A 22,828-nucleotide genomic window follows, 5' to 3' on the forward strand; every position below is an offset into this window, starting at 1 on the left:
AAAACCGGCTATATAGGCGCGATGACTGATACTTTCATCGGGCCGATCCAGCAGGCGATCACGGCCCGTCTCACCGAGGCGCTCGATCCAACCCGGCTGGAGGTGATCAACGAAAGCGCCCAGCATCGCGGCCACGCCGGCGATGACGGCTCCGGCGAATCGCACTTTCGCGTGATGGTGGAAAGCGCCGCCTTCGCCGGCCTCAATCGAGTCGCGCGGCAGCGACTGGTGAACCAGGCGCTCGCTGAGCTGTTGCGTGATCATGTTCATGCGTTGGCGATGAAGACCATGGCACCGGGAGAAGCGTGATGACGTACCGCCTCTGGTATTGGCCGGGGATCCAGGGGCGGGGTGAGTTCGTCCGCCTGCCGCTGGAGGCAGCCGGAATCGCATATGAGGATTGCGCGCGCGAAGAGGGTGCGGACGCGCTGGTCGCGAACATGGAGGCATGGGGGGGGCGCGGGCCGTTCGCGCCGCCCTATCTGGAGGCGGACGGCTTCACCATCGCGCAGGTCGCCAACATCCTTCTGTTCCTCGGCGAGCGTCATGATCTGGCGCCGGAGGCACCCGCCGATCGTTACTGGATCCACCAGCTGCAACTGACCGTCACGGACATTGTGGCCGAGGTCCATAACGTCCACCATCCGGTGGAACTGATGTCCTATTATGACGAGCAGAAGGACGAGGCGGCACGTGCCGCACGCCAGTTCCGCGAAGAGCGGCTGCCCAAGTTCCTGGACTATTTCGAGGCCGCGGCGAACGCGAACCCCGGCGAATGGCTGATCGAGGGCCGCTGGACCTGTGCGGATACGTCTCTGTTCCAGCTGATCGAGGGGCTTCGTTACATGTTCCCGCGCCGGATGGCGGCGATCGAGGAGGATTATCCCGGCCTGATCCGGATCCGCGATTCTGTCTCGGCGTTGCCCGGCATCGCGGCCTATCTCGCCAGCGATCGGCGGCTGGCGTTCAACACCGACGGCATCTTCCGCCATTATCCCGAGCTTGACGGTGAGTGACACGATTGCGCGGGCGGCGCGGCCCGCGGCGCGGATATTGCTGGTCGATGGAGCAGGCCGCGCGCTGCTGTTCCGTTTCGTGACGGACGATCGGCCGCCGTTCTGGTGTACGCCTGGCGGCGCGCTGGATCCCGGCGAAAGCTACGTCGCGGCGGCGCGGCGCGAGTTGTTCGAGGAGACCGGCATCATCGCCGATCCGGGGCCTGAAGTTGCGCAGCGCACCGTTGATTTCCTGACGATCGAGCGGGTGCCGGTGACTGCGGACGAGCGCTGGTTCCGTGTCGATATCGACGCGGCGGAGGTGGATCCGGTGGGCCATACCGAGCTTGAGCGGCGCGTGATGACCGAGTGGCGCTGGTTCGCGCGTGATGAGATCGCGGATTGGCCCGAGTTGATCTATCCTGCGGATCTGATGGCGATGCTGGAGGCGACGGATCGATGACGAGAGACGAACTGATCGAGTTGACGCTGCTACCGGCGACGCACGACATCGGCGGCTTCAAGGTTCACCGCACGCTGCCGCATCGCGAGCGCACGATGGTCGGCCCGTTCCTGTTCTTCGACCAGATGGGGCCAGCGCATCTGCCGCCGGGGCAGGGGATCGACGTTCGGCCGCACCCGCACATCAATCTCGCCACCGTCACCTATTTGTTCGACGGCGCGATCGGGCATCGCGATTCGCTGGGTACCGAGATCGTCATCCGTCCCGGTGCGGTGAACCTGATGACGGCAGGGCACGGCATCGTCCATTCCGAGCGATCGCCGGGCGACGAGCGCGCGGCCGGCCCGGGCCTGTCCGGCATCCAGACCTGGCTGGCACTGCCGGACGGGCGCGAGGAGATCGATCCCGCGTTCGAGCACGTGCCCGCCGGCGACCTGCCGATCGTGGAGGGTGCGGGCGTCAACGCGCGCGTCATCATGGGCAGCCTGTGGGGCAAGTCCGCACCCACGACCACTTATGCCGACACAATCTACGCCGATATCGCATTGGCGGCCGGCGCGAGCGTGCCGATCGATGCCGATGCCGACGAACGCGCGATCTACCTGGTCGAGGGCGATGCCGTGCTGGAGGGCGTGCCGCTGGAACCGCAGAAGCTCTACGTGCTTCGACCGGGCATCGCGGCGACGCTGCGCACGACCGGCGGCGCGCGCGCGATGCTGGCCGGAGGCGACGCCTTCAAGACGCCGCGGCATGTGTGGTGGAACTTCGTCAGCTCCTCCCGCGAGCGGATCGAGGAAGCGCGGCGCGCGTGGATGGCGCGGGAGTTTCCGGTGGTGCCGGGCGACGAGATCGAGTGGATCCCGATCCCGGGACAGCCGAAGACCGTCAGCTATCCGTGACGCCTTGGGGCGGCGGCGGGCGGCTTCATGCCCCCGCCAGCTTGCGAGTCGCGGCGTTGGCCCAATAGCCTTCCCCGCCGGTAACGAAATCGCTCTCCATCGGCGTATCGGCAGGATCCGTCAGTGATACCCAGGTGCCGTGTGCGTGGGTCTGCGCCAGGCGGCGCGGGGCAGCAGCGCCGGGCCATGCCTGAACCCAGACTTCCTGGACCGCCGTGTCCTTGTTCGGCTCCATCCGTACCCAGGCGAGCGGGCGCTCGGGCGTTGCGGCAGCGGCGGCGCGCGCCATGGTGGCGCGAATCCGCTCCTGCCGCTGTTCGCCGAGGTACTGCCACACCACCGAATGAACGAGCGTGCGCGTGGTGCCTTCCGCCTGCGATTGCGCAAGTTGCTCCTCCAGCCAGTCAGCCGCGTCACCATGCGTGAGGTCAGGCGGATCGGCGTTGATCAGCGCGATGACCTGCTCGATCCGCGCGATCCGTTCGGGGGTGTCGATCCAGGCATAGGCCGCGAGCCGCCGGGCTGCGGCCGGATCGCGCGCGTCGATCGGATGTACATCAACGCCGCGCACCGAGGCGAAACGCACGTCGGCCGGCGGCGGGGCTGCGCCGTGCCACTCCGGCCGAATCGTCACGGCTGCATCGGCCGGCCCGTAGCGACTGCCGCCGAGATCAAAACCGAAGCGGTCGATCATCAGGTTCAGTCCGGCGCTCGATCCGATCTCCAGCAGCTCGATCGGCTGGCCGAAGCGGCGCGCCACGTCGATCAGGCCGACCATCAGCGCCGCCGAGCGACCAGGCTCGTTCGTTTGCGGCGGGCCGTCGAGCCAGGGGTAGAGTTCGTCGTCATGCGCCACCAGCGTCTCGCCGATGATCGCGGCGACCTCGCCCTCCTCCGCTACCGCGCCGGTGAAGACCTGGTCGAGGCGTGCGTCAGCGCCCGTGCGATGCAGTGCGTGGAGGCCGCCGACGAGGCGCAGCGGCAGGGCGTCGGCGGTGGGCTCGCCGGGCCAGTCGAGCACGCGGGCGCCGGTGCGGCTGTCGCGTGACACTGCGTTTGCCAGCGCCTTGCATATTCGCGCGGTGATCGGCGCCGCCATGACGGTGCAATAATGGTGCTGAATCAGGAACGCGCCGCGGTTCGTGTGCTCGTTTGCCATCCGCTCTCTCCCTCTTGTGCCCATGTTGCGCCTTCCGGGGGCGCTGCGTAAAGCCCGCGGCATGAGCGATCCGATCGTCATTGCCGTGCCCAAGGGCCGTATTCTCGGCGAGGTGCAGCCACTGCTCGCGGCGGCCGGCATCGTGCCGGAGGCCGCGTTCTTCGACGAGGACAGCCGGGCGCTGCGCTTCGCCACCAGCGACCCCGATATCGCGCTGATCCGCGTGCGTGCATTCGACGTCGCGACCTTCGTCGCACATGGCGCGGCGCAGCTTGGCGTGGTCGGGTCCGACGTACTGGGCGAATTCGCCTACCCCGAGCTTTACGCGCCGGTGGATCTGGGCATCGGCCATTGCCGACTGTCGGTGGCCGAGCCGGCGGACCTCGCCGCCACGGACGATCCGCGCGGCTGGAGCCACGTGCGAGTGGCGACCAAATATCCCCACCTTACCGCGCAGCATTTCGCGCGCCGCGGCGTGCAGGCGGAATGCATCAAGCTGAACGGTGCGATGGAGCTGGCGCCGATGCTTGGCCTGGCGCCGCGCATCGTCGATCTCGTCTCGTCGGGCCGAACGCTGAAGGAAAACGGCCTCGTCGAGGTGGAGACGATCGTCGAGGTCTCCTCGCGCCTGATCGTCAATCGCGCGGCGATGAAGACGCGCGCCGCGGTGGTTCCGCTGGTGGAGGCGTTCCGACGCGCCGCGAACGAGGCGGCCGCCGCATGATCCGCCTGTCCACTGCCGACGCATCGTTCACGACGGACTTTGCCGCCTTGGTCGATGCACGCCGCGAATCGGATGCGGACGTGACCCGCGATGTCACCACGATCCTGCGCAGCGTACGGGACGAGGGCGATGCCGCGCTGAAGGCTTTCACGCTGAAGCTCGACCGGCACGATCTTGATGCGAGCGGCTGGTCGATCCCGCTGAGCGAATGTGCCGCTGCCTTTGGCGGGCTCGACCCGGCGCTGCGTGAGGCGCTGGAACTCGCCGCGGCGCGGATCCGTGCCTATCACGAGAAGCAGCGGCCCGAGGATACCGCGTTCACCGACGACGCCGGCGTCCGGCTGGGCGCCCGGTGGCGGGCGGTGGATGCGGCAGGCATCTATGTGCCCGGCGGCCGGGCGGCTTACCCCTCCACGCTGCTGATGAACGCGATCCCCGCGAAAGTCGCTGGCGTCGAGCGGCTGGTGGTGGTGACGCCGACCCCTGATGGCATCGTCAACCCGCTGGTGCTGGCGGCGGCGCACCTGGCGGGCGCTGACGAGGTGTGGCGGATCGGCGGCGCGCAGGCGATCGCGGCGCTCGCCTGGGGCACGGACCGGATCGCACGCGTCGATGTCGTCACCGGACCGGGCAATGCCTGGGTCGCTGAGGCCAAAAGGCAGGTTTATGGCGTCGTCGGCATCGACATGGTCGCGGGACCTAGCGAGATCGTGGTGGTGGCCGATGGCAAGAACGATCCGGACTGGATCGCGGCCGACCTGCTGAGCCAGGCCGAGCATGACGTGACCACCCAGTCCATCCTGTTCACCGACTCGCCCGAATTTGCCGACGCCGTCGTGGCGGCGGTGGAGCGCCAGCTTGGCGATCTGGCGACCGGCAAGACGGCGCGCATCGCGTGGGAGGCGAATGGCGCGATCGTGCTGGTGCGCGACTTGGCGGAGGCGATGCCGTTGGTGGATGCACTGGCTCCAGAGCATGTCGAGATCGCGGTGGATGATCCGCAGCCGCTGTTCGATCAACTGCGCCATGCGGGTTCCGCCTTCCTTGGCCGGCACACGCCCGAGGCGATCGGCGATTATGTGGCCGGGCCCAACCACGTGCTGCCGACCGGGCGCCGTGCGCGGTTCGCCAGCGGGCTGGGCGTGACCGATTTCATGAAGCGCACCAGCTTCCTCCAGCTCGACGCTGCGGCCCTGCAGAAGCTTGGTCCGGCGACGGTGGCGCTGGCCGAAGCGGAAGGGCTTCCGGCGCACGCGCAATCGGTGGCGCTGCGGCTCTAATCACGGCACCGCCAGCACGGGGCAGGCCAGGGGGACTGGCCGATCCGCGCCTGGCGGCGTAAGGGCCGCCGCCATGTCCCGTACCGCTGCCCGAACCAAGGCCCGCGCCGCTGCGCGCCTCGCCGCCACCCAGGCGCTCTATCAGCACGATATGGAATCGACCGCGATTCCGGCGCTGCTGCACGAATTCCATATGCACCGCATCGGCGCGACCATCGAGGACGCCGAATATGCCGAAGCCGACGTCGCTTTCTTCGACGACATCGTCACGGGCGCCCATGCCCGGATGGGCGAGATCGACCAGCTGATCGAGAAGAAGCTTGCCGCCGGGTGGAGCCTCGATCGGCTCGACAAGCCGATGAAGGCGATCCTGCGCGCCGGCACCTATGAGTTGCTGTCGCGCGTTGACGTGCCCAAGGGCGCGGTGATCAGCGAATATGTCGATGTGGCGCACGCCTTCTACGAGCGGCGCGAGGCGGGCTTCGTCAACGGTCTGCTCGATGCGATTGCGCGCGAGGTCCGCCCCTGATGGTGGAAATCATCAACCTGCGTCGCATGCGGAAGGCACGCGCGCGGGAAGATGCTGCCGCGACCGCCGCGGCGAATCGGGTGGCCTTCGGCCGCACCAAGGCTGAGCGCGCCGCCGCGAAGGCCGAGCAGGAGCGGCAGGAGCGCGCCCTCGACGGCGCGCGCCTCGAAGACTGACTGCCGCCGGCCGCAGCCGATCAGATCAGGCGTGCGGCACCGATTCGGCCGGCACGACCGTCACTGGCCGGGCACTCGGCGAATCGATCACGATGGCGATCGCCCAGCCGGCAAGCACCAGCGTCACCACCCATGTCACCAGAGCGCCGCCGGCGCGCAGCGGATTGGGGCTGTTGCGCGCCATGCCCAAGGGGTGCGCGACGCGCGCGATGACGAACAGGATGCCCAGCACCCACAGGGCCACCAGCGGCCCGCGCGCGAACTCGATCAGGCCCATCAGGATCAGCACGATCGGGGCATATTCGATGAAGTTCGCATGTGCCCGCATGCCAGACAGCATCGCCGGATCGCCGCCATCCCCCACCATCACCTTGCCGCGCACGCGCCCACGAACCAGCCGTACCGCCAGCCAGATGTTGATCACCGCGCAGGCCGCCGCAGTGGCGAGCGTGACCGGTAGAACCATATTGTGCCTCCCCTTTGCTGTGCGGATCAGCCTGCCGGGGGCGGAGGCGGGTTGCAACCGCCGCGTGTTCCGCTATAGGCGCGGGGCTTCGCGATGCGCCCGGCTGCCCGGCGCGGCCGGTTCCCTCCGGTCCGTGCCGATCGTCGTCGGGCCAATCGCATTTGTTTAGAACATCAAGATTAAGGTGCCGCAATGGCCGTCCCCAAGCGAAAGACCTCCCCCTCCCGTCGTGGCATGCGCCGTTCGCATGATGCGCTGTCGGTCGAAGCGTTCCAGGAATGCCCGAACTGCGGCGAGCTGCGTCGCCCGCACAACCTGTGCACCTCGTGCGGCCACTACAATGGCCGTGAGGTCGTGTCGGTCGAGGGCTGACCCCACAGGTCACGGGAGTACGACGCATCATGGCCGACAGTTCCTGGATCGCCGTCGATGCGATGGGCGGCGACGAGGGGCTGGCGGTGATGCTGTCCGGAGTCGCGCGTGCGCGTCATCGGTTCGAGGGGATCAAATTCCTCCTCGTCGGTGACGAGCAGGCGATTCGCGCCGGCCTGGAACGTCACCCCAATCTCAGTCGCCACGCCGAGATCGTGCACGCGCCCGATGTGATTTCGGGCGACGAGAAGGCCGGTCAGGCGCTTCGCCGTGCGAAGACCACGTCGATGGGGATCGCGATCGACTGCGTGAAGCAGGGTCGCGCTGCCGCCGCCGTGTCTGCCGGCAATACCGGTGCGCTGATGGCGATGGCCAAGCTGTCGCTGCGGACGATGCCCGGCATCGATCGCCCGGCGCTTGCTGCGCTGCTGCCGACGCTGGGCGAGAACGACGTCGTCGTGCTGGATCTTGGTGCCAACACCGAGGTCGAGGCGAAGAACCTCGTCCAGTTCGCCGTGATGGGCGCTGCCTATGCGCGCGTCACGATGGATCTCGACAGCCCGCGCGTCGCGCTACTCAACATCGGCAGCGAGGACCAGAAGGGTACCGAGGAAATCCGCGACGCCGCCGCTGCGCTGCGCGGTGGCGGCCATTTGCCGATGACCTTCACCGGTTTCGTCGAGGGCGATCGGCTGTCTCGTGGCGATCATGACGTGATCGTCTGCGACGGCTTCTCCGGTAACATCGCGCTCAAGACCGCGGAGGGGACCGCGCGGTTCGTCGCGGACCTGCTGAAGCGCGCCTTCACCAGCTCGGTCCGCTCGAAGATCGGCTTCCTGATCTCGCGCCCGGCGACCCAGCTGCTGCGCGACCATCTCGATCCCAACAATCACAATGGCGCCGTCTTCCTTGGCCTGAATGGCCTGGTGGTGAAGAGCCATGGCGGCGCCAACGAGCTCGGTATCGCGACGGCGATTGGTGCCGCGGCCAAGATGGTGCAGGCCGATCTTGTCCGGCGTATTGCCGACGACCTCAGACATTTCGAGAAACAGGCGGCATGATTCGCAGCGTCATCATCGGAACCGGTTCGGCGCTGCCCGCGCGTCGCGTGTCGAATGCCGATCTGGCGCAGATGGTAGATACGACGGACGAGTGGATCGTCGAGCGGACCGGTATCCGCTTTCGCCACATCGCCGGCCCTGACGAGACGACTGCAACGTTGGCGCGCGACGCATCGAGCGCAGCGCTGGCGGCCGCCGGCATCACCGCGCAGGACATCGACCTGATCGTGCTGGCGACCGCGACGCCGGACCAGACCTTCCCCGCCACGGCGACGAAGGTGCAGGCGATGCTTGGCATCGACGATTGCGTCGCGTTCGACGTCGCGGCGGTCTGCTCGGGCTTTCTCTACGCGGTGCAGGTGGCGGACAGCATGATCCGCGCCGGCACGGCGAAGCGCGCGCTGGTGATCGGCGCCGAGACGTTCAGCCGCATCCTAGACTGGGAGGATCGCACCACCTGCGTCCTGTTCGGCGATGGTGCGGGCGCGATGGTGCTGGAAGCGCAGGAAAGCGCCGATGCCGACGGGCGCGGCATCCTGGCGACGAAGCTGCACGCCGACGGCCGCCATAATGAACTGCTCTATGTCGATGGGGGACCATCGACGACCGGCACCGTGGGCAAGCTGCGCATGAAGGGGCGGGAGGTGTTCCGCCATGCCGTGGTGAACCTTGCCACGGTCATGCAGGAATCGCTCGCCATCGCCGGGCTGGAGCCGAACGCGGTGGACTGGGTGGTACCGCATCAGGCCAATGCCCGCATTCTCGATGCGACCGCGCGCAAGCTGGGGCTGCCGGCCGAGAAGGTGGTGATGACCGTTGACCAGCACGCCAACACCTCTGCCGCCTCCGTACCGCTCGCGCTGGATGCTGCGGTGCGGGATGGGCGTATCAGGCCGGGACAGATCCTTGTCCTCGAGGCCATGGGTGGCGGATTTACGTGGGGCGCTGCGGTAGTCCGTTTCTAATATGTAACAATTACCATACATGTGCCTTCCGGTGATCGGTGGGAGGTGGTAACGTCCTCCAATCACTTCCGGGGGATAAGGCACGAACGATGAGCGAAGCTGGCACGTTGACCAGGGCCGATCTGGCCGAGGCACTTCATCGCCAAGTGGGCCTGTCACGCGCGGATTCCGCTCAGTTGGTAGAGCAGATTCTGGAAAAGCTGTGCGGCGCGCTGGCCAAGGGGGAGAACGTCAAGATCTCCGGCTTCGGCACATTCGTGCTGCGTGACAAGGGCGAACGGATCGGACGCAATCCGAAGACGGGCGTCGAGGTGCCGATCGCACCGCGCCGGGTTCTCACTTTCCGCGCCAGCCAGATGATGCGCGATCGCATCGTCGCCGCGGGCGCGTGAGCGGCAGCGACAAGGCCGCCGGCGCCTTTCGGACGATCGGCGAAGTCGCCACGGCGACGGGCGTCGCGCCGCATGTGCTGCGCTATTGGGAAACGCGCTTTCCGCAGCTGCGCCCGATCACGCGTGCCGGCAATCGCCGCTATTATCGGCCCGAGGACGTGGCGCTGGTGGAGCGGATTCAGCGGCTGCTGGCGACTGAAGGCTATACAGTGAAGGGCGTGCAGAAGCTGCTGGCGACCGAGGGGGATCAGCCCGCCGGGGCTGCCACGCCCATCGATGTGCCGGGCGCCAAGCCGGATCACACCGCGCTTATCTCGATCCGCGATCGACTGCAGCGAGCACTGGAAGCGGCCTGAGACGGCCGAGGCTGCCTCAGGCGGCGAGTGGGAAACGCAGCAGGCGATCGTTGATCGCGACCAGTGCCTGCGCGGGGCCGCCCATCGCGCGCACGATCTCGGGATGATCGGCATCCAGCCCGCCGGTGAGCGAGCCGAACGCCGGCAGGATGATCTTCGTGCTCGTGGCCACGAAACACCGCCGCGACACCAATTTGCCGCGCACGCGTACGCGCAGCTTGGGGTGGAAGTGGCCCGACAATTCTGGCCGGTGTTCGGCTGGCGATGCCTCGTGCCGCAGCACCAGACCGTCCACCGATGCCTCGTCCACGACATCGCCGCCGCACCGGTCGACGAAGTGGGGATCGTGGTTGCCGGTAATCCACGTCCAGCGAGTCGTTTGCGTCAGAGTTCTCAGCGCCGCCTGCGCTGTCTCGGGAAGCCGTTCGCATCCGGCGGGATCGTGGAAGCTGTCCCCCAGGCACCAGACCTCCTCGGCCCCGGTTGCTGAAACGACGGCGGACAGTTCCGCCAGGGTCGCCAGCGAATCATAGGGCGGCAGCATCTGGCCCGATCGCGCGAACCAGCTTGCCTTCTCCAGATGGAGATCGGCGACCAGCAACGCGCGCCGTGCAGGCCAGAACATCGCGCCTTGCGGCAGCGGCGTCAGATCATGCCCGGCGAACGAAAAGGGAACCATCCCCGTGCCTTGCCCGAAGCGAGTCGGCGGATCAACCGCCGGCCTCGTCTTCGGGGACACATCTGGTGGCGATCAGAAGGTGTAGCCAATGCCCAGCACGCCGGCCCATTGGTTGCGCGAACCGGCGATGCTGACGAGCGGGCTTGCCGCCACGTCATCAAGCATCCGGCGGTACGTACCCCCGCCGACCAGCTTGAAGCCCTTGAGCAGGTCCCCGGTCAGCGAGACCGTACCGACTGCGCCCAGCGTATAGCTCTTCCAGCCGCCGCGGCCGTTGTAGACTGGCAGGCCGGAAGCCACCGATGCCTCCGGCGACACGTTGAAATAGGTGCGGACGTACTTCGATTCGACTCGCTCAGCCGAGGCGAACAGAGCGACCGCGGTCTTCCGGCTCAACGGCGTGAAATAATTCAGGGTCGGTTGCCAGATGCCGCTGCGATGAACGCCGGCGACGTCGTGACGATAGCTCAGCGACAGGGATAGCTTGTCATACGGGCTGGTGATGACGCCCGTTTTGCCGATGCCGAAGTAGCCGCCCACTTCGACCGCTGTATCAAGCTCGCCCAGGCGGCGTACGCGCGGGTCATCGATCCCCTGGCGGCTGCTGCGGGTGAAGTTGATCACTGCCACCGGGCCCAGCTGGATGTCCCATGCCTCGCCCGGGCGGCTGGGGAGGAGATCCGCGCTAGCGCGGTTGCCGGTGACGGAGAAATTGATACCGCCGATGGTGCCGATTGCCGCCGGTACGGGAACGAAGCGATAGTCGTTCGAACCGTCGTAATCAGGCAGGTAACCTGCGCCGATGCCGATCGTGACCATGTCGCCGCTCGGCTGCTCGGTCGCCGTGGGGGTATCGGCAGGGCCAGAGACGCTCTGGGCCGAAACGGCCGTTGGGACGGCAGCAATGAGGGCAACAAATCCGATCAGGCTCTTGGGATTCACGTTGGGGCTTCCTTATGGTCGCCCTGCGTAACAACCCTGATTGATTTAAGGTCCGCCCCGCGCGTCAGAGCATGTAGCGCAATTTCACCTGTTGCGATTCAGCATCACCATCGAGGGTGAAGCGCGCCGCCTCGAACTTCGGCGGGCCGAAGCGGATCGGCGGATTGCGCGAGAAGCCGAAGCCTTCGCGCGGGATGCCGGCGAAGGTATCGAGCTTCTTGTTGCCGTTCTCGTCATGGATCACCGCCACGGCATATTTGCCATAGGGGAGCCCGGCGAGGTGAAGCGCGGTCGTGCCGGCAGGGATCGAACGCTTGGTGGCGTTGTGATCGTTCGTGCAGCGGGGAAAATTGTCCGGATCACCCGTCACGCAGATGCGCAGCATGCCCTTGTTCGAGCGCACATTGGAAAAGGTTAGGTCAAGCTGGCCCACCGGCGCCGCGCCGATCATGAGCAGCGCAGCCGCCCCCAGCACGAGCGCGCGCGCGGGCCTGATCGCGCGTGAAATCGCCGAGCCCGTCATCGGTGCCGCACAACCGGTCCCAGAAGCGGAAATAAAGCCCATAATTGCATCCGTACCGTTCGTGATGGCGCTGATGGTGACTGGCCGTGATCAGCCAGGCACCCAATGGCCCGCGCCACATGAACCGCGGGAAAACCTCCCAACCCATGTGGTTGGTCACTCCCATAACCGTCATGATCGTCAGCACTACCCCGAGCGCCGCGACGTGGATCGGAATGAGAAACACCAGTAGCGGAATTACCACAGCACCGGTGATCGCTTCGATCGGATGGAACGCCATCGCCGCCCAAGCGGTGGGCGGGCGGCTGGCGTGATGGACGGTATGGGCGATGCGGAAAGGCTTTGGCCAGTGCATCCAGCGGTGCGTCCAGTAGAACCAGGTATCGTGTGCAGCCAGGTACAGGAGCACCGACACCGGCAGATACCACAAGGGATAAGCGTGGACGTCGTCGTAGATCCGCGTCCAGCCGCGGTTCTGCCAGCCCCAGGCGACGATGCCGGCCGGGATGCCGTAGATCGCCGCGGAGGCGAGGCTCCACAGGATCTCGCGCCGGATCTGCGGATCGAGGCCGACGTAGAGTCCCGGATGCTTGCGCCGGGTGACGAATGCGAAGGCGCCGCTTGCCGCGAGATAGCGTACGCCAACGATCAGCGTCATGGCGACAGCAGAGAGGGCAATGGCAAGCGCAGCGGTCATGCTGCTGCTCTACGCCTGCCGGTGGGACGGGGGAAGGCGCTGCCGTTGATGCGCCGTTGGACAAGCTCGCCACCCCGTGCCGAGACAGGCCATGCGCCGATCCCGCTTTCGCGCGCATGCCCGATCCGCTAGGCGGAGGGTTATGCCCGAAACCCACCATTGCGATCTCGCCATCGTCGGCGGCGGGTTGGCAGGCGGCCTCATCGCGCTGGCGATGGCCGCGCGCCGCCCTGATTTGTCGGTGCGGCTGATCGACAGCGGCGAGAAGCTGGGCGGCAACCACGTCTGGTCGTTCTTCGATGGTGACGTGGCGAAGGACGACCGCTGGCTGCTGACGCCGCTCGTCTGCCATGCCTGGCCGAGCTACGACGTGCGCTTCCCGGCACACAGCCGCACCATCGCGCAGCCTTATTATTCGATCGAGTCGGAGCGCTTCGATGCGGTTGTGCGCAAGGCGCTGCCGGCGAGCGCGATCATGACCGAGCGCAAGGTGCTGGCATGCAGCGCCACGGCGGTAGTGCTGGCCGACGGCGAGCGTGTCGAGGCGACGGGCGTGATCGACGCGCGCGGCGCGGGCGACATGTCGATGCTGGAAGTGGGCTGGCAGAAATTCGTCGGGCGACTGCTCGATGTTCCTGCCGGCCACGGCGTCGAGCGACCGATGGTGATGGACGCGACCGTCATGCAGCACGACGGATATCGCTTCATCTATCTGCTGCCCTTCTCGCCGACGCAGATCTTCGTCGAGGACACCTATTACAGCGATACACCCGCGTTGAATGTCGGGGCGCTCAATCGCCGCATCGGCGTCTATGCTGAAAGCCGCGGCTGGGCCGCCACCCCGTCGGGGCGCGAGGAAAAAGGCGCGCTACCGGTGGTGATCGGCGGAGACTTCGAGGCTTACTGGCGTTGGGGCGGGGCGAAGGTCGCCAAGGCCGGGGCGCGGGCCGGGCTGTTCCACCCCACGACCGGCTATTCCCTGCCCGACGCCGTCCGGCTCGCGGTGCGGATCGCCGGGACGGCGGACCTTAGTGGTGAAGGATTACACGAACTGACCCATGATTATGCGCGGGAGCGGTGGGACGAACGCCGCTTCTACCGCTTGCTTGACGCGATGCTGTTTCGCGCCGCTGACCCGGAGGCCCGATACAAGGTGCTCGAACGTTTCTACCGCCTGCGCCCCGGGCTGATCTCGCGGTTCTACGCCGCGCGCTCGACGGGCGCAGACAAGATGCGGATTCTGTCCGGCAAGCCGCCGGTGCCCTTCTGGCGCGCGGTACGCGTGGCGAGGCGTGTGTCATGACCAAGGCGATCGTCATCGGTGCCGGTTTCGGCGGGCTCGCGCTCGCCATCCGGCTGCAATCGGCCGGAGTCGACACCACCATTGTCGAGGCACGCGATAAGCCAGGTGGTCGGGCTTACGTATGGCAGCGCGACGGGTTCACTTTCGATGCGGGCCCGACCGTCATCACCGATCCCGCCTGCCTGGAGGAATTGTGGGCGCTGACCGGTCAGAACATGGCCAGCGACGTGATGCTGGAACCGGTTCAGCCTTTCTATCGGCTGAACTGGCCCGACGGTACGAATTTCGATTACACCAACGACGACGTCCTGCTGCGCGATCAGATCGCGAAGCTCGATCCGGCTGACGTCGCTGGCTACGAGAAGTTCCTGACCTACTCCGCAGGCGTTTATCGCGAAGGCTATGAGAAGCTTGGCCACGTCGCGTTTCTCGACTTCGCCTCGATGATCAAGGCGGCGCCGGCGCTGGCGAAATACCAGGCATGGCGTTCGGTCTATTCGATGGTGTCCTCGTTCGTGAAGAGCGAGAAGCTGCGCGAGGCGCTGTCGTTCCACACGCTGCTCGTTGGCGGCAATCCGATGACGACCAGTGCGATCTACGCGCTCATCCACAAGCTGGAGCGGGACGGGGGCGTGTGGTTCGCGCATGGCGGCACCAACCGGCTGGTGCGCGGAATGGTGGCGCTGTTCGAGCGCCTCGGCGGGAAGCTGCGGCTCGATGATCCCGTGGCCGAAATCGAGACGTTGGGTGACCGGGTGACGGCGGTGCGCACGCAGAGCGGCTGGCGGCAGGAAGCGGCGATGGTCGCCTCCAACGGCGATATCGTCCACACCTATCGCGATCTGCTGAGCGGATCGAGCAGCGCGCGCCGTTCTGCGGCACGGCTGGAGCAGAAGAAGTATTCGCCGTCGCTGTTCGTGGTGCACTTCGGGATCAAGGGCACCTGGCCCGGGATCCCGCACCACATGATCCTGTTCGGCCCGCGCTATAAGGGGCTGCTGGCGGACATCTATGATCACGGCGTGCTTAGCGAGGATTTCTCGCTGTACCTGCACCATCCGACCGTGACAGATCCGAGCCTGGCGCCGGAGGGTTGCTCGACTTTCTATGCGCTCGCGCCGGTGCCCCACATGGGCAAGTTCCCGGAGGATTGGGATCGCGTCGGCCCGATCCTGGAGAAGCGCATTCTGGACGAGGTGGGGCGGCGGCTGATCCCCGACATCCATGATCGGATCATCACCAAGTTCAGCTACGCCCCGCCCGATTTCGCGCGGGATCTGAACGCCCATCTCGGCAGCGCCTTCAGCCTAGAGCCGGTGCTGACGCAAAGCGCTTGGTTCCGCGTGCACAACCGGGACGATGCGATCTCGAACCTCTATTTCGTTGGCGCCGGTACGCATCCCGGCGCGGGTATCCCGGGCGTCGTCGGCAGCGCGAAAGCGACTGCGGCGCTCATGCTTGAAGGAGTAAGGCGGTGAAGCGCCTGGCAATTTACTGCGGCTCTGCCACGCCGCGTGACCCTATCTACATGGAGAATGCGCGCACGATCGGTCGCACGCTGGCCGAGCGCGGCATCGGCGTGGTCTACGGCGGCGGACGGCTGGGCCTGATGGGCGCAGTGGCGGATGGCGCGCTGGAGGCCGGCGGCGAGGTGATCGGCGTGATCCCGCAGGCGCTGGTCAATGCTGAAGTCGCGCACCGCGGCCTTACCGAGCTTCACGTCGTGGAAGGGATGCACGAGCGCAAGCGTATCTTCACCGATCTGGCGGACGGCTTCGTCACACTGCCCGGCGGTACCGGCACCATGGACGAATTGTGGGAGGCGCTGAGCTGGGCGCAGATCGGTTATCACTCCGATCCGGTCGGCCTGCTCAACACGGACGGCTATTATGATCACCTCATCGCCTTCTGGGAGAAAATGGGGGAGGTCGGCTTCCTGCGTCCGCAGCATCGGGACCTGCTGATCGTCGCCGACACGCTCGATCTGCTCCTGGAGCGGATGGCGGCGCATCAGCCGAGCCAGCCGATCGTGCGGATGAGCGCGGCCGATCTTTGAGGCAGGCAGTGGCCGCGGCACCTGAAGAGCGCGCCCGGCTAGTCGAGGCGGCTCGCGACTCGATCGCGCGCGGCTCCAAGAGCTTCGCCATGGCGAGCAAGCTGTTCGATCGGGAAACGCGCGAGCGGGCGTGGCTGCTCTATGCCTGGTGCCGTGCCTGCGACGATATCGTCGACGGGCAGGACCATGGCCATGGCGCCACCGCCGTCAGCGACGCGGAAGCGCGCGTCGCGCTGATCGCCGAGAAGACGACCGCGGCGCTGGCCGGGCGGGTGGTTGGCGATATGCCCTTCGATGCGCTGCGCGTCGTGGCGGCGGAGACCGGCCTCCCGCCCCGTTTCGCGCACGACCTTGTCGCCGGCTTCCGCCTTGATGCCGAAGATTGGCGGCCGCGTAGCGAGGACGACCTGTATCGCTATTGCTATCATGTTGCCGGCGCGGTCGGCTGCATGATGGCGGTGGTGATGGGGGTGGACCCGGCCGACGAGGATACGCTGGACCGGGCATGTGACCTCGGCCTTGCCTTCCAACTCGCCAACATCGCGCGCGACATCGAAGAGGATGATCGCATCGGCCGGTGCTACCTGCCGGTGGAATGGCTGGTGGAGATGGACATCCCGCCGGGTCAGCACATGAAGCCGCCATTCCGTGATCGCCTGGTGGTGCTTGCGCGCCGCCTTGCCGGTCGCGCTGCGCTGCATGAGGCGAGCGCGCGGGTCGGTGCGGCGAAGCTGCCGCCGCGGGCACGCTGGGCGGTCCTGGCCGCGGCCGGGATCTATGGCGACATCGCACGCGAAGTGGCGGCACGCGGTGCCCACGCCTGGGATCATCGCGCCAGTACCTCGAAGGCGGCGAAGCTCGGCTGGGTGGCCAAGGCGGCCGTGGCGGCTCGGCGGCCCGTGCGAGAGACGCCCCGCGATCCGCGGCTTTGGACGCGGCCGCGCTAAGCGCCTACTATTAAGTGGCCGTCAGGCCATCTGGCGGCGGCCCCGCTCGACCGTCGCGCTGTGCCCCACCCTGGCAGCCGGATTGGGGGTCTTGACGGTGTCGACGAACAGCCAGTCATTGCTGACGCGATCGGGCGTGATCGTCAGCGCCATATATCCGCGCCTGCTGGTATCGCACCATTTGAGCTCCGGGCTGGCCGCAACGAGGGCGCGCGCGACGGTCGCCGGGTCGACGGTGAGGGCGCTTTCGAAACCGGACGACGTGACCGACTGGCCGGCAAATTCCACGCCGACGGGCTTACCCTTCTGCGCGAGGTCGAACGCCCAGGCATTATGACTGTCACCGCACAGCACGACGAGGTTCGCGTCTGCCGCTTGCGCCGCATCGAGGAAGCGGGCGCGCGCCGCCGGATAGCCGCCCCAATTGTCGAGGTCCGACGGCAGACCGGCCTTTCCGACCGCCACTGCAGCCTGGATGTATCCTGCCGCCCCCGGGCGCGCCTGCGCGATCCAGCCTTCCACTTCGGGCGGCACGCGCATCGTTCCCATGATCGTGCCGAAGCCGACGATCTGCCACCGTGCACCCGACGTCACCGATCTGGCGAGACCATGCTGGAGCCATGCTTCCTGCTGTGACCCGAGCATGGTCCGCGCCGGATCGTGCCATGCGCCGTCGCGATAGGCGGCAAGCGCGCGCATCGGATCGGGGCCGCGCAGCATGTCGGCCAGTTCCGGCGATTGTGACCGGCCGGCAAGGCGCGTGTCGGTGCGGAACAGCGTCGCGAGGCGGCCGATGTCATAGGCCTTCCACGGTTCGTCGGAGACCGGCATCCATTCGCGCCACGCCTGGATCGCGGCCGCACGCCGCGCGATCCATTCGCCTTCGCTCGCCGGATCGTGATTCTGTGCGCCGCCTTCCCAGCTGTTGTTGGCGCTTTCGTGGTCGTCCATCGACGCGATCATCGGCAGCCGCGCGTGCAGTGCCTGGAGATCGGGATCGGCGCGGTAGCTCGCATAGCGCAGTCGGTAATCGGCAAGGTGGATGATCTCGGTCCGCGGCTGCGGCAGCCGGCTCGCCACCACTTCCTGAAGCGATGGATAGGTGCCGTTGGCATATTCGTAGAAATAGTCGCCGAGGTGGATCCACAGATCGAGATCATCGCGGGCGGCGGCATGGGCATAAGCGTTGAAGAAGCCGAAGCCGATATTGGAGCAGGAGAAGATCGCGGCGCGAAAGCGGCTTGCGCGATCATCCGGCAGGGTACGCGTGCGGCCGACGGGTGACATCGTTCCGTCCGCCGCGACGAAACGGAAGTGATAATCGCGGGCCGGCTTCAGCCCGGTCACGGTGACTTTCGCGGTCCAGTCGCGCCATGGCCCTGTGATTGTCTCCCCGCCGGCGGCAACGCGCGCGAAATCCGGTGTCTCGCTCAGTTCCAGCTTCAGACGCGCGCTATCGCCGCTGGCCGGCACGTAGCGGGTCCACAGCAGCATCTCGTCGGGCCCGGGCTCACCGCTGGCCACCGAATGGGTGAAGCCGCGCGCGGTGAGGACGGTCTGCGCAGGGGCAAGCCCGGGCAGCGCGAGTGCGCCTGCGCCGAACATGCCAGTGGCCAAGAGCGAGCGGCGGCTGACGTTGATCATCAAATCCCTCCCCAAAAGCGGTGCGGTTCGTGCCGCCCCTGCCGTGGGAAGGTGACAGATCGGTGTCAGGCCCGCTAGGCGCGCCATGGATGGATGCGCGCTGGCTCGATCGCAATCGCTTGATGGTGCTGATCGCTGTTGCCGTCGCCGCGCGCGCCGCCACGTTCGGCAACCCGCTGATCCACGTCGACGAGGATTTCTACTTCGCCGCGGCGCGGCTGATCGCGGATGGGGCGGTGCCGTACGTCGAGGTGTGGGACCGTAAGCCGATCGGGCTGTTCTTGCTTTACCTTGTGCCGGCCTCGCTGCCGTTCGGCTGGGGGATCATCGCCTATCAGTTGATGGCGCTCGCCGCGGTGGTGACCGCCGCGTGGATCGTCGCACGCCTGGCAATGCTCGCAGGGTGGGGACGGGGCGCCACATATGCCGGAATCCTCTACATCCTGTGGCTCAACCTGGCGGACGGGCACGGCGGGCAGGCGCCGATCCTCTATAACCCGCTGGTGGCTGGTGCGGCTTGGCTGATCGTCACCAACACGCGCCGCCGCAGTTGGTGGCAGGACGCAGCAGCGATGACGCTGATGGGCCTTGCGCTGCAGGTAAAGTATTCCGTCGTGTTCGAGGGCGTGTTCTTCGGCCTGTGGACTCTTGTGCGCGAGTGGCGTGCGGGGGTGAGACCATCCCGCATCGCCGCTCGCGCCGGCGTGCTGGCGGCCATCGCGCTGCTGCCGACCTTGGCAGTCATGGGCTATTACGCGGCGATCGGGCAGATCGACGCCTTCCTCTACGCGAATTTCGAGTCGATCATCGCGCGGCAGGCCGATCCGCCACGCGAGCGCTGGGGCAATCTCGCCAAGCTCGTCCTGATCCTGTCGCCCCTGATGGCGATGGCGCTTGTGTCGGCGAGAAGGAGCACGTTGGCAGAAGCGTCCGAGCGTCGTTTCATGCTGTGCTGGTTTGCCGCGGCACTCCTCGGCATCCTCGTCCTCGGCGGCTGGTTCGATCATTATGCGCTGCCGGCGGCGGTGCCGGGCGCGGTCTGCGCCGCCGGTTTCCTCGAGACGCGACCTCGTGGCCGCATCGCCGTGCTGCTGTCGGCGGCGCTGATCGGGCAGGTGCTGGTGATCGCCAACCGCGTGTCACGGGGCAATGGGCGCGAGTTGGCCGCCATCACCGCGTCGATCGGGGCGGGGCCCGGTTGCCTGTGGGTCTATTCCGGCAGCCCGAAGATATATGCCACGGCAAACCGATGCCATGTCACGCGCTACCTCTTCCCCAGCCACCTTTATCGCACGCGTGAAGACGGCGCGATTGGCGTTCCGCAGGCTTTGGAAGTCGCGCGGATCCTGCGCCGGGGGCCGGAGGTGATCGTGATGCGGCCGCCGTCGATCGGCGAGCGGCGCGACATTCGCGCTATGGTCGAGCGTGCCGTCGGTGCGGATTATGTTGTCGCCGCCCGGCATCCGTTGGGGAACGAGGTGCTGACGATCTACCAGCGGCGCTGAGGCTTGATGGTCAGGCGGCGCGCCGCTCGCGCTGCGCGATCTGATCCGCGTAATAGGCCATCAGCTCGACGGTATGTTCCCGGTCGGTGCGCACTTGCCCGGCCGCAACGAGGGCCGTCCTTCGGAGGAGTGCCCGATCGCGCGCGTGCATTCGTTCGATCGCCCAGGCGCAGGACATCGGGTCACGCGGTTCGTACAGCTCGGCGCACCGTGCGTCCGCCACTTCCGCGCATCCGCCGGTGTGCGGCACGATGAGCGGCAGGCCCGATGCCATGGCTTCGGCCGCGACCAGCCCGAACGGCTCGGCCTCCGATCCATGGATCAGTGCGTCGCAGCTTGCCATGATCCGCGCGAGTCGCTCGCGATCATAGACCGGGCGGAAGATGCGGATGTGCGGGCTTCCAGCGATCCGGCGCTCGATCCGGTCGCTGTCGACCCCCTGGCCGAGCAGCACCAGCCCGACCGGCAGGTTGGCGCCCGCCCGCTCCACCGCATCAATCACCATCGGCCAGCGCTTTTCAGGGTGATGGCGGCCAAGCCCGAGCAGCAGGAGGCCGTCGTGCGGCAACTCGCACTGCTCCAGCAGCGCGCGACGCAGGCGCTCGTCACGAAACCCGGGGGAAAAGTGGCTGCGCTCGATTCCCAGTGGCATCGCCGCGTCAATCCGCAGGCCGCGTGCGCGCAGCCGCTTCACGAGCGCCGGGCCGTTGGTGACGACGCAGTCGTAAAGATCGAGAAAGCGCGCCATGTAGCGGGTGTACCAGCCGAATGCCTGCTCGATCCGCTCGTGGCTGGCGAACCCCTCGAACCAGCGCTGGGCGTAGGCGGCCATGTTGTCGTTGTGCATGAAGAACGACTTGAGCGCCGTTCCCTGCCATTCGCCCACGAACCAGGCCGGCCGCCAGGGCGAGGAGCATTCCACCACATCCGGTGCGTAGCGATCGAGCAGACGGTGAACCGCGGCGCGATCCCAGAACAGGCCGTAGTTCCGATCGAACGGCAGACGGGGTGATCGCACGTAATGGATCCGCCCGCCGCCGGGCTGTTCCTCGATCCGTTCGTCAGGCCCGGGCGCGAGCACGATCAGTTCGTGGCCCAGATCGTTCATGATGCCGATCTTGCGATCGATATAGGTGCGTACCCCGCCGCCGGTCGGCGAATAGAATTCGTTGACGTCGACGACGCGCACGTCAGTTGCCGACCGGTCCGAAGCTCGGGATGATGCCGCGCAGATACTGTGCGCGGATGGTGAGGCGGGTCAAACCGCGCGGTACGTTCACGATCGCCTGCGACAGCTTCGGCTTGGCCCGGCCGATGCGGTTGTTGGTCGGCACGCCTGCACCATCCGTCCAGACGTTGAACTTGTTCTTGCCGTCGCGATCATGGGTGAAGAACAGTGCGTAACGGCCCGGTTGGGGTGCCTGGATGCACAGCACCACCGGCCCGCGCGCCGGCGTATCGGCGCGTACGCGGTGAAACACCTTGCCCTCGCGCCGCAGATCGCGGTCGTCCTTCAGGAAATCCTCTTCGGTGGCCGGGTATAGCTCGAGCTTCAGCCCACCGGTGCGGTCCTTCAGCCCCTCCACCGTCACCTCGATCGCCGGCACATTACGCGCGGCGCAAGCAGGGGCATCGCTGCCGATCGGGGCAGCGACGGCGGCGGCAGGCGCAAGAAGCGCGGCGAGGCCGAACAGCATCAGCCGCGCCACAGCCGCAGCCCCTTCCAGCCAGCCGCCCCAGAGAAGACAAGCACCAGCAACAGATGCACGCCAAGCGTCAGCGCGGCGACAAAGGCTATCATCGCGCTCAGCGCCTCGTCCTGCCCGATCACCAGGATTGCGAAGCTCGCGAACAGCAGGTCCTTGTTCGGCACCAGCGGCAAGCGCGAGACGAGCAGGCGCGCCGCGGCCAGGAACAGCCAAACGCCAAGCGCCACGTCCGGCATCGCGAAATGCCAAGCAAGCGCGACGAACAGCGAGCTTGCGGCAATACGGCCGGTGTGGATCCAGAAGATCCAGCGCAGCTGCTGCCGGGGCAGCGAGAAGATCCGCCGCGAAAAGATCAGCATCAACAGGCTGATCACGAGCGTGATCGCGGCCGATCCCGCCACGGCGTGCAGCACGTTCGGCGACATCAGCTGATAGCCGATCGGCAGCGCGATGGCGCACAACAGGATGGTGACGGTATTGCCGGCGATCGCCGACAGTAGCGACACGTCCTTCACCGCACCGAATGGGGCCGCCACGATGTTCGCCCGTGCCCGTGCCCAGGCGTAGAAATATGCCTCGCCCGAATAGCCGAGCACCACGTCATTCGCGATCCGCTTCTTGTGAAGCGCGACGAAGCCGGACAGCGGGATGCGCCAGAGCCGGCGGAAGATGATGAAATCGCCCGTCGGTGCAGCCATGTAGAGGCAGAAGAAGGCAAGGTAGAACCACGGCGAATCAGGCGTTGTGCGGCTCAGCCCCTCAAGGCCGGAGCCCAGGAGCTCACGGCCGAGCATCACGACCATCGCCGCGCTGATCAGCCCGCCGACGATCGTCGGCCAGCGCCGACGGATCGTTTCGGCAGGCTCAAGCGCTGCAATGTCCGGCAGTTCGGCATCGATTACCGATGCCGGCATCCGGTCAGCTTTCGCGGTCAAGACAGGCGAGTTCCTTTGCACATTCCCACGCAACATACGGCAGGTCGGTCT

The 22,828-nt window shown here is 66.8% G+C and carries 28 protein-coding genes; 18 read left to right on the forward strand and 10 right to left on the reverse strand.

The window, feature by feature from the left end; all coding sequences use genetic code 11:
* Positions 1-21: 21 nt before the first annotated feature.
* The 4 genes from ACH0CP_RS06525 to ACH0CP_RS06540 are packed head-to-tail and all read left to right on the forward strand — an operon-like array spanning position 22 to position 2,357.
* Positions 22-309, forward strand: coding sequence for a BolA family transcriptional regulator (locus ACH0CP_RS06525; RefSeq protein ID WP_294442634.1), 288 nt, complete (start codon positions 22-24; stop codon positions 307-309).
* Positions 309-1,016 carry a glutathione S-transferase gene (locus tag ACH0CP_RS06530; RefSeq protein ID WP_294442635.1) on the forward strand — a complete coding sequence of 236 codons (708 nt, stop codon included), beginning with the start codon at positions 309-311 and terminating at the stop codon, positions 1,014-1,016. Before ACH0CP_RS06525 ends, ACH0CP_RS06530 begins: the two co-directional genes overlap by 1 nt.
* Positions 1,009-1,458, forward strand: coding sequence for an NUDIX hydrolase (locus tag ACH0CP_RS06535; RefSeq protein ID WP_294442636.1), 450 nt, complete (start codon positions 1,009-1,011; stop codon positions 1,456-1,458). The genes ACH0CP_RS06530 and ACH0CP_RS06535 overlap by 8 nt, the downstream gene beginning before the upstream one ends.
* Positions 1,455-2,357, forward strand: a complete 903-nt coding sequence (locus ACH0CP_RS06540) for a pirin family protein (RefSeq protein ID WP_406875448.1) — start codon at positions 1,455-1,457, stop codon at positions 2,355-2,357. Before ACH0CP_RS06535 ends, ACH0CP_RS06540 begins: the two co-directional genes overlap by 4 nt.
* A gap of 25 nt (positions 2,358-2,382) precedes the next feature.
* Here the strand turns inward: ACH0CP_RS06540 and ACH0CP_RS06545 are convergent, their stop codons facing one another.
* Entirely contained in the window at positions 2,383-3,516 is a 1,134-nt protein-coding gene (locus ACH0CP_RS06545; protein ID WP_294442638.1) for a DUF2332 domain-containing protein, read from the reverse strand.
* A gap of 61 nt (positions 3,517-3,577) precedes the next feature.
* Here ACH0CP_RS06545 and hisG point away from each other — a divergent pair, with 61 nt between their 5' ends.
* The 4 genes from hisG to ACH0CP_RS06565 all read left to right on the forward strand — a co-directional run bounded on the left by hisG (position 3,578) and on the right by ACH0CP_RS06565 (position 6,225).
* Positions 3,578-4,240 (forward strand): ATP phosphoribosyltransferase, encoded by a 663-nt coding sequence (gene hisG, locus ACH0CP_RS06550; protein ID WP_294442639.1) that lies wholly within the window; start codon positions 3,578-3,580, stop codon positions 4,238-4,240.
* Positions 4,237-5,520, forward strand: coding sequence for a histidinol dehydrogenase (hisD, locus tag ACH0CP_RS06555; RefSeq protein ID WP_294442641.1), 1,284 nt, complete (start codon positions 4,237-4,239; stop codon positions 5,518-5,520). The genes hisG and hisD overlap by 4 nt, the downstream gene beginning before the upstream one ends.
* Before the next feature lie 73 nt (positions 5,521-5,593).
* On the forward strand, positions 5,594-6,049 hold the full coding sequence (gene nusB / locus ACH0CP_RS06560) for a transcription antitermination factor NusB (RefSeq protein WP_294442642.1): 456 nt from the start codon (positions 5,594-5,596) through the stop codon (positions 6,047-6,049).
* Positions 6,049-6,225 (forward strand): DUF4169 family protein, encoded by a 177-nt coding sequence (locus ACH0CP_RS06565; RefSeq protein WP_294442643.1) that lies wholly within the window; start codon positions 6,049-6,051, stop codon positions 6,223-6,225. Before nusB ends, ACH0CP_RS06565 begins: the two co-directional genes overlap by 1 nt.
* 25 nt (positions 6,226-6,250) lie before the next feature.
* On the opposite strand, the gene ACH0CP_RS06570 is transcribed toward ACH0CP_RS06565, so the two are convergent.
* Positions 6,251-6,691 carry an MAPEG family protein gene (locus ACH0CP_RS06570; RefSeq protein WP_294442644.1) on the reverse strand — a complete coding sequence of 147 codons (441 nt, stop codon included), beginning with the start codon at positions 6,689-6,691 and terminating at the stop codon, positions 6,251-6,253.
* Positions 6,692-6,883: 192 nt separating this feature from the next.
* Between ACH0CP_RS06570 and rpmF the strand changes: the two genes are divergently transcribed.
* From rpmF to ACH0CP_RS06595, 5 genes are all read left to right on the forward strand, one after another.
* Positions 6,884-7,063, forward strand: coding sequence for a 50S ribosomal protein L32 (rpmF, locus tag ACH0CP_RS06575; protein WP_294442645.1), 180 nt, complete (start codon positions 6,884-6,886; stop codon positions 7,061-7,063).
* Between the two features lie 29 nt (positions 7,064-7,092).
* Positions 7,093-8,124 (forward strand): phosphate acyltransferase PlsX, encoded by a 1,032-nt coding sequence (gene plsX, locus ACH0CP_RS06580; protein WP_294442646.1) that lies wholly within the window; start codon positions 7,093-7,095, stop codon positions 8,122-8,124.
* Positions 8,121-9,089: a beta-ketoacyl-ACP synthase III gene (locus ACH0CP_RS06585; protein ID WP_294442647.1), complete on the forward strand. Its 969-nt coding sequence runs from the start codon at positions 8,121-8,123 to the stop codon at positions 9,087-9,089. Before plsX ends, ACH0CP_RS06585 begins: the two co-directional genes overlap by 4 nt.
* An 89-nt stretch (positions 9,090-9,178) precedes the next feature.
* Positions 9,179-9,481 carry an integration host factor subunit alpha gene (locus tag ACH0CP_RS06590; RefSeq protein ID WP_294442648.1) on the forward strand — a complete coding sequence of 101 codons (303 nt, stop codon included), beginning with the start codon at positions 9,179-9,181 and terminating at the stop codon, positions 9,479-9,481.
* Positions 9,478-9,837 (forward strand): MerR family transcriptional regulator, encoded by a 360-nt coding sequence (locus ACH0CP_RS06595; RefSeq protein WP_294442649.1) that lies wholly within the window; start codon positions 9,478-9,480, stop codon positions 9,835-9,837. Before ACH0CP_RS06590 ends, ACH0CP_RS06595 begins: the two co-directional genes overlap by 4 nt.
* 16 nt (positions 9,838-9,853) lie before the next feature.
* Here ACH0CP_RS06595 and pdeM read toward each other — a convergent pair whose 3' ends face one another.
* The 4 genes from pdeM to ACH0CP_RS06615 all read right to left on the reverse strand — a co-directional run bounded on the left by pdeM (position 9,854) and on the right by ACH0CP_RS06615 (position 12,678).
* Entirely contained in the window at positions 9,854-10,516 is a 663-nt protein-coding gene (gene pdeM / locus ACH0CP_RS06600; protein WP_294442650.1) for a ligase-associated DNA damage response endonuclease PdeM, read from the reverse strand.
* A gap of 72 nt (positions 10,517-10,588) precedes the next feature.
* Complete coding sequence (locus ACH0CP_RS06605; protein WP_294442651.1) at positions 10,589-11,458, reverse strand: MipA/OmpV family protein; 870 nt, start codon at positions 11,456-11,458, stop codon at positions 10,589-10,591.
* A 64-nt stretch (positions 11,459-11,522) separates the two neighbouring features.
* Positions 11,523-11,909 carry a DUF2141 domain-containing protein gene (locus ACH0CP_RS06610; RefSeq protein ID WP_294442652.1) on the reverse strand — a complete coding sequence of 129 codons (387 nt, stop codon included), beginning with the start codon at positions 11,907-11,909 and terminating at the stop codon, positions 11,523-11,525.
* Positions 11,878-12,678: a sterol desaturase family protein gene (locus ACH0CP_RS06615; protein WP_294442653.1), complete on the reverse strand. Its 801-nt coding sequence runs from the start codon at positions 12,676-12,678 to the stop codon at positions 11,878-11,880. The genes ACH0CP_RS06610 and ACH0CP_RS06615 overlap by 32 nt, the downstream gene beginning before the upstream one ends.
* A 142-nt stretch (positions 12,679-12,820) precedes the next feature.
* Here ACH0CP_RS06615 and crtY point away from each other — a divergent pair, with 142 nt between their 5' ends.
* The 4 genes from crtY to ACH0CP_RS06635 are packed head-to-tail and all read left to right on the forward strand — an operon-like array spanning position 12,821 to position 16,984.
* On the forward strand, positions 12,821-13,981 hold the full coding sequence (gene crtY, locus ACH0CP_RS06620; protein ID WP_294442655.1) for a lycopene beta-cyclase CrtY: 1,161 nt from the start codon (positions 12,821-12,823) through the stop codon (positions 13,979-13,981).
* Entirely contained in the window at positions 13,978-15,459 is a 1,482-nt protein-coding gene (locus ACH0CP_RS06625; RefSeq protein WP_294442656.1) for a phytoene desaturase, read from the forward strand. The genes crtY and ACH0CP_RS06625 overlap by 4 nt, the downstream gene beginning before the upstream one ends.
* Positions 15,456-16,037: a TIGR00730 family Rossman fold protein gene (locus tag ACH0CP_RS06630; protein WP_294442659.1), complete on the forward strand. Its 582-nt coding sequence runs from the start codon at positions 15,456-15,458 to the stop codon at positions 16,035-16,037. Before ACH0CP_RS06625 ends, ACH0CP_RS06630 begins: the two co-directional genes overlap by 4 nt.
* Positions 16,038-16,045: 8 nt before the next feature.
* A complete protein-coding gene (locus tag ACH0CP_RS06635) occupies positions 16,046-16,984 on the forward strand; it encodes a phytoene/squalene synthase family protein (RefSeq protein ID WP_294442660.1) in 939 nt (312 codons plus the stop codon).
* Between the two features lie 21 nt (positions 16,985-17,005).
* Here the strand turns inward: ACH0CP_RS06635 and ACH0CP_RS06640 are convergent, their stop codons facing one another.
* Positions 17,006-18,628: an alkaline phosphatase D family protein gene (locus tag ACH0CP_RS06640; RefSeq protein WP_406875449.1), complete on the reverse strand. Its 1,623-nt coding sequence runs from the start codon at positions 18,626-18,628 to the stop codon at positions 17,006-17,008.
* An 89-nt stretch (positions 18,629-18,717) separates the two neighbouring features.
* On the opposite strand from ACH0CP_RS06640, the gene ACH0CP_RS06645 reads away from it, so the two are divergent.
* Positions 18,718-20,133, forward strand: coding sequence for a hypothetical protein (locus ACH0CP_RS06645; protein WP_294442662.1), 1,416 nt, complete (start codon positions 18,718-18,720; stop codon positions 20,131-20,133).
* Between the two features lie 10 nt (positions 20,134-20,143).
* Here ACH0CP_RS06645 and ACH0CP_RS06650 read toward each other — a convergent pair whose 3' ends face one another.
* From ACH0CP_RS06650 to ACH0CP_RS06660, 3 genes are read right to left on the reverse strand one after another with little or no spacing between them, the layout of a single operon-like run.
* Positions 20,144-21,322, reverse strand: coding sequence for a glycosyltransferase (locus ACH0CP_RS06650; RefSeq protein WP_294442663.1), 1,179 nt, complete (start codon positions 21,320-21,322; stop codon positions 20,144-20,146).
* A gap of 1 nt (position 21,323) precedes the next feature.
* The gene (locus tag ACH0CP_RS06655) at positions 21,324-21,830 is read right to left on the reverse strand and encodes a DUF2141 domain-containing protein (RefSeq protein ID WP_294442704.1); all 507 of its coding nucleotides are present in this window, start codon (positions 21,828-21,830) and stop codon (positions 21,324-21,326) included.
* Positions 21,830-22,777: a hypothetical protein gene (locus ACH0CP_RS06660; RefSeq protein ID WP_294442664.1), complete on the reverse strand. Its 948-nt coding sequence runs from the start codon at positions 22,775-22,777 to the stop codon at positions 21,830-21,832. The genes ACH0CP_RS06655 and ACH0CP_RS06660 overlap by 1 nt, the downstream gene beginning before the upstream one ends.
* Positions 22,778-22,828: the final 51 nt, after the last annotated feature.

The sequence above is a fragment of the Sphingomonas sp. 179-I 2A4 NHS genome, from assembly GCF_045369135.1.
Classification (GTDB): domain Bacteria; phylum Pseudomonadota; class Alphaproteobacteria; order Sphingomonadales; family Sphingomonadaceae; genus Sphingomonas.

Coding starts and splice junctions, on each gene's coding strand:
- ACH0CP_RS06525 (WP_294442634.1), top strand. CDS start 22: ATGACTGATACTTTCATCGGGCCGATCCAGCAGGCGATCACGGCCCGT.
- ACH0CP_RS06530 (WP_294442635.1), top strand. CDS start 309: ATGACGTACCGCCTCTGGTATTGGCCGGGGATCCAGGGGCGGGGTGAG.
- ACH0CP_RS06540 (WP_406875448.1), top strand. CDS start 1,455: ATGACGAGAGACGAACTGATCGAGTTGACGCTGCTACCGGCGACGCAC.
- ACH0CP_RS06545 (WP_294442638.1), bottom strand. CDS start 3,516: ATGGCAAACGAGCACACGAACCGCGGCGCGTTCCTGATTCAGCACCAT.
- hisG (WP_294442639.1), top strand. CDS start 3,578: ATGAGCGATCCGATCGTCATTGCCGTGCCCAAGGGCCGTATTCTCGGC.
- hisD (WP_294442641.1), top strand. CDS start 4,237: ATGATCCGCCTGTCCACTGCCGACGCATCGTTCACGACGGACTTTGCC.
- nusB (WP_294442642.1), top strand. CDS start 5,594: ATGTCCCGTACCGCTGCCCGAACCAAGGCCCGCGCCGCTGCGCGCCTC.
- ACH0CP_RS06565 (WP_294442643.1), top strand. CDS start 6,049: ATGGTGGAAATCATCAACCTGCGTCGCATGCGGAAGGCACGCGCGCGG.
- ACH0CP_RS06570 (WP_294442644.1), bottom strand. CDS start 6,691: ATGGTTCTACCGGTCACGCTCGCCACTGCGGCGGCCTGCGCGGTGATC.
- rpmF (WP_294442645.1), top strand. CDS start 6,884: ATGGCCGTCCCCAAGCGAAAGACCTCCCCCTCCCGTCGTGGCATGCGC.
- plsX (WP_294442646.1), top strand. CDS start 7,093: ATGGCCGACAGTTCCTGGATCGCCGTCGATGCGATGGGCGGCGACGAG.
- ACH0CP_RS06585 (WP_294442647.1), top strand. CDS start 8,121: ATGATTCGCAGCGTCATCATCGGAACCGGTTCGGCGCTGCCCGCGCGT.
- ACH0CP_RS06590 (WP_294442648.1), top strand. CDS start 9,179: ATGAGCGAAGCTGGCACGTTGACCAGGGCCGATCTGGCCGAGGCACTT.
- pdeM (WP_294442650.1), bottom strand. CDS start 10,516: ATGGTTCCCTTTTCGTTCGCCGGGCATGATCTGACGCCGCTGCCGCAA.
- ACH0CP_RS06610 (WP_294442652.1), bottom strand. CDS start 11,909: ATGATCGGCGCGGCGCCGGTGGGCCAGCTTGACCTAACCTTTTCCAAT.
- ACH0CP_RS06615 (WP_294442653.1), bottom strand. CDS start 12,678: ATGACCGCTGCGCTTGCCATTGCCCTCTCTGCTGTCGCCATGACGCTG.
- crtY (WP_294442655.1), top strand. CDS start 12,821: ATGCCCGAAACCCACCATTGCGATCTCGCCATCGTCGGCGGCGGGTTG.
- ACH0CP_RS06625 (WP_294442656.1), top strand. CDS start 13,978: ATGACCAAGGCGATCGTCATCGGTGCCGGTTTCGGCGGGCTCGCGCTC.
- ACH0CP_RS06640 (WP_406875449.1), bottom strand. CDS start 18,628: ATGATCAACGTCAGCCGCCGCTCGCTCTTGGCCACTGGCATGTTCGGC.
- ACH0CP_RS06645 (WP_294442662.1), top strand. CDS start 18,718: ATGGATGCGCGCTGGCTCGATCGCAATCGCTTGATGGTGCTGATCGCT.
- ACH0CP_RS06655 (WP_294442704.1), bottom strand. CDS start 21,830: ATGCTGTTCGGCCTCGCCGCGCTTCTTGCGCCTGCCGCCGCCGTCGCT.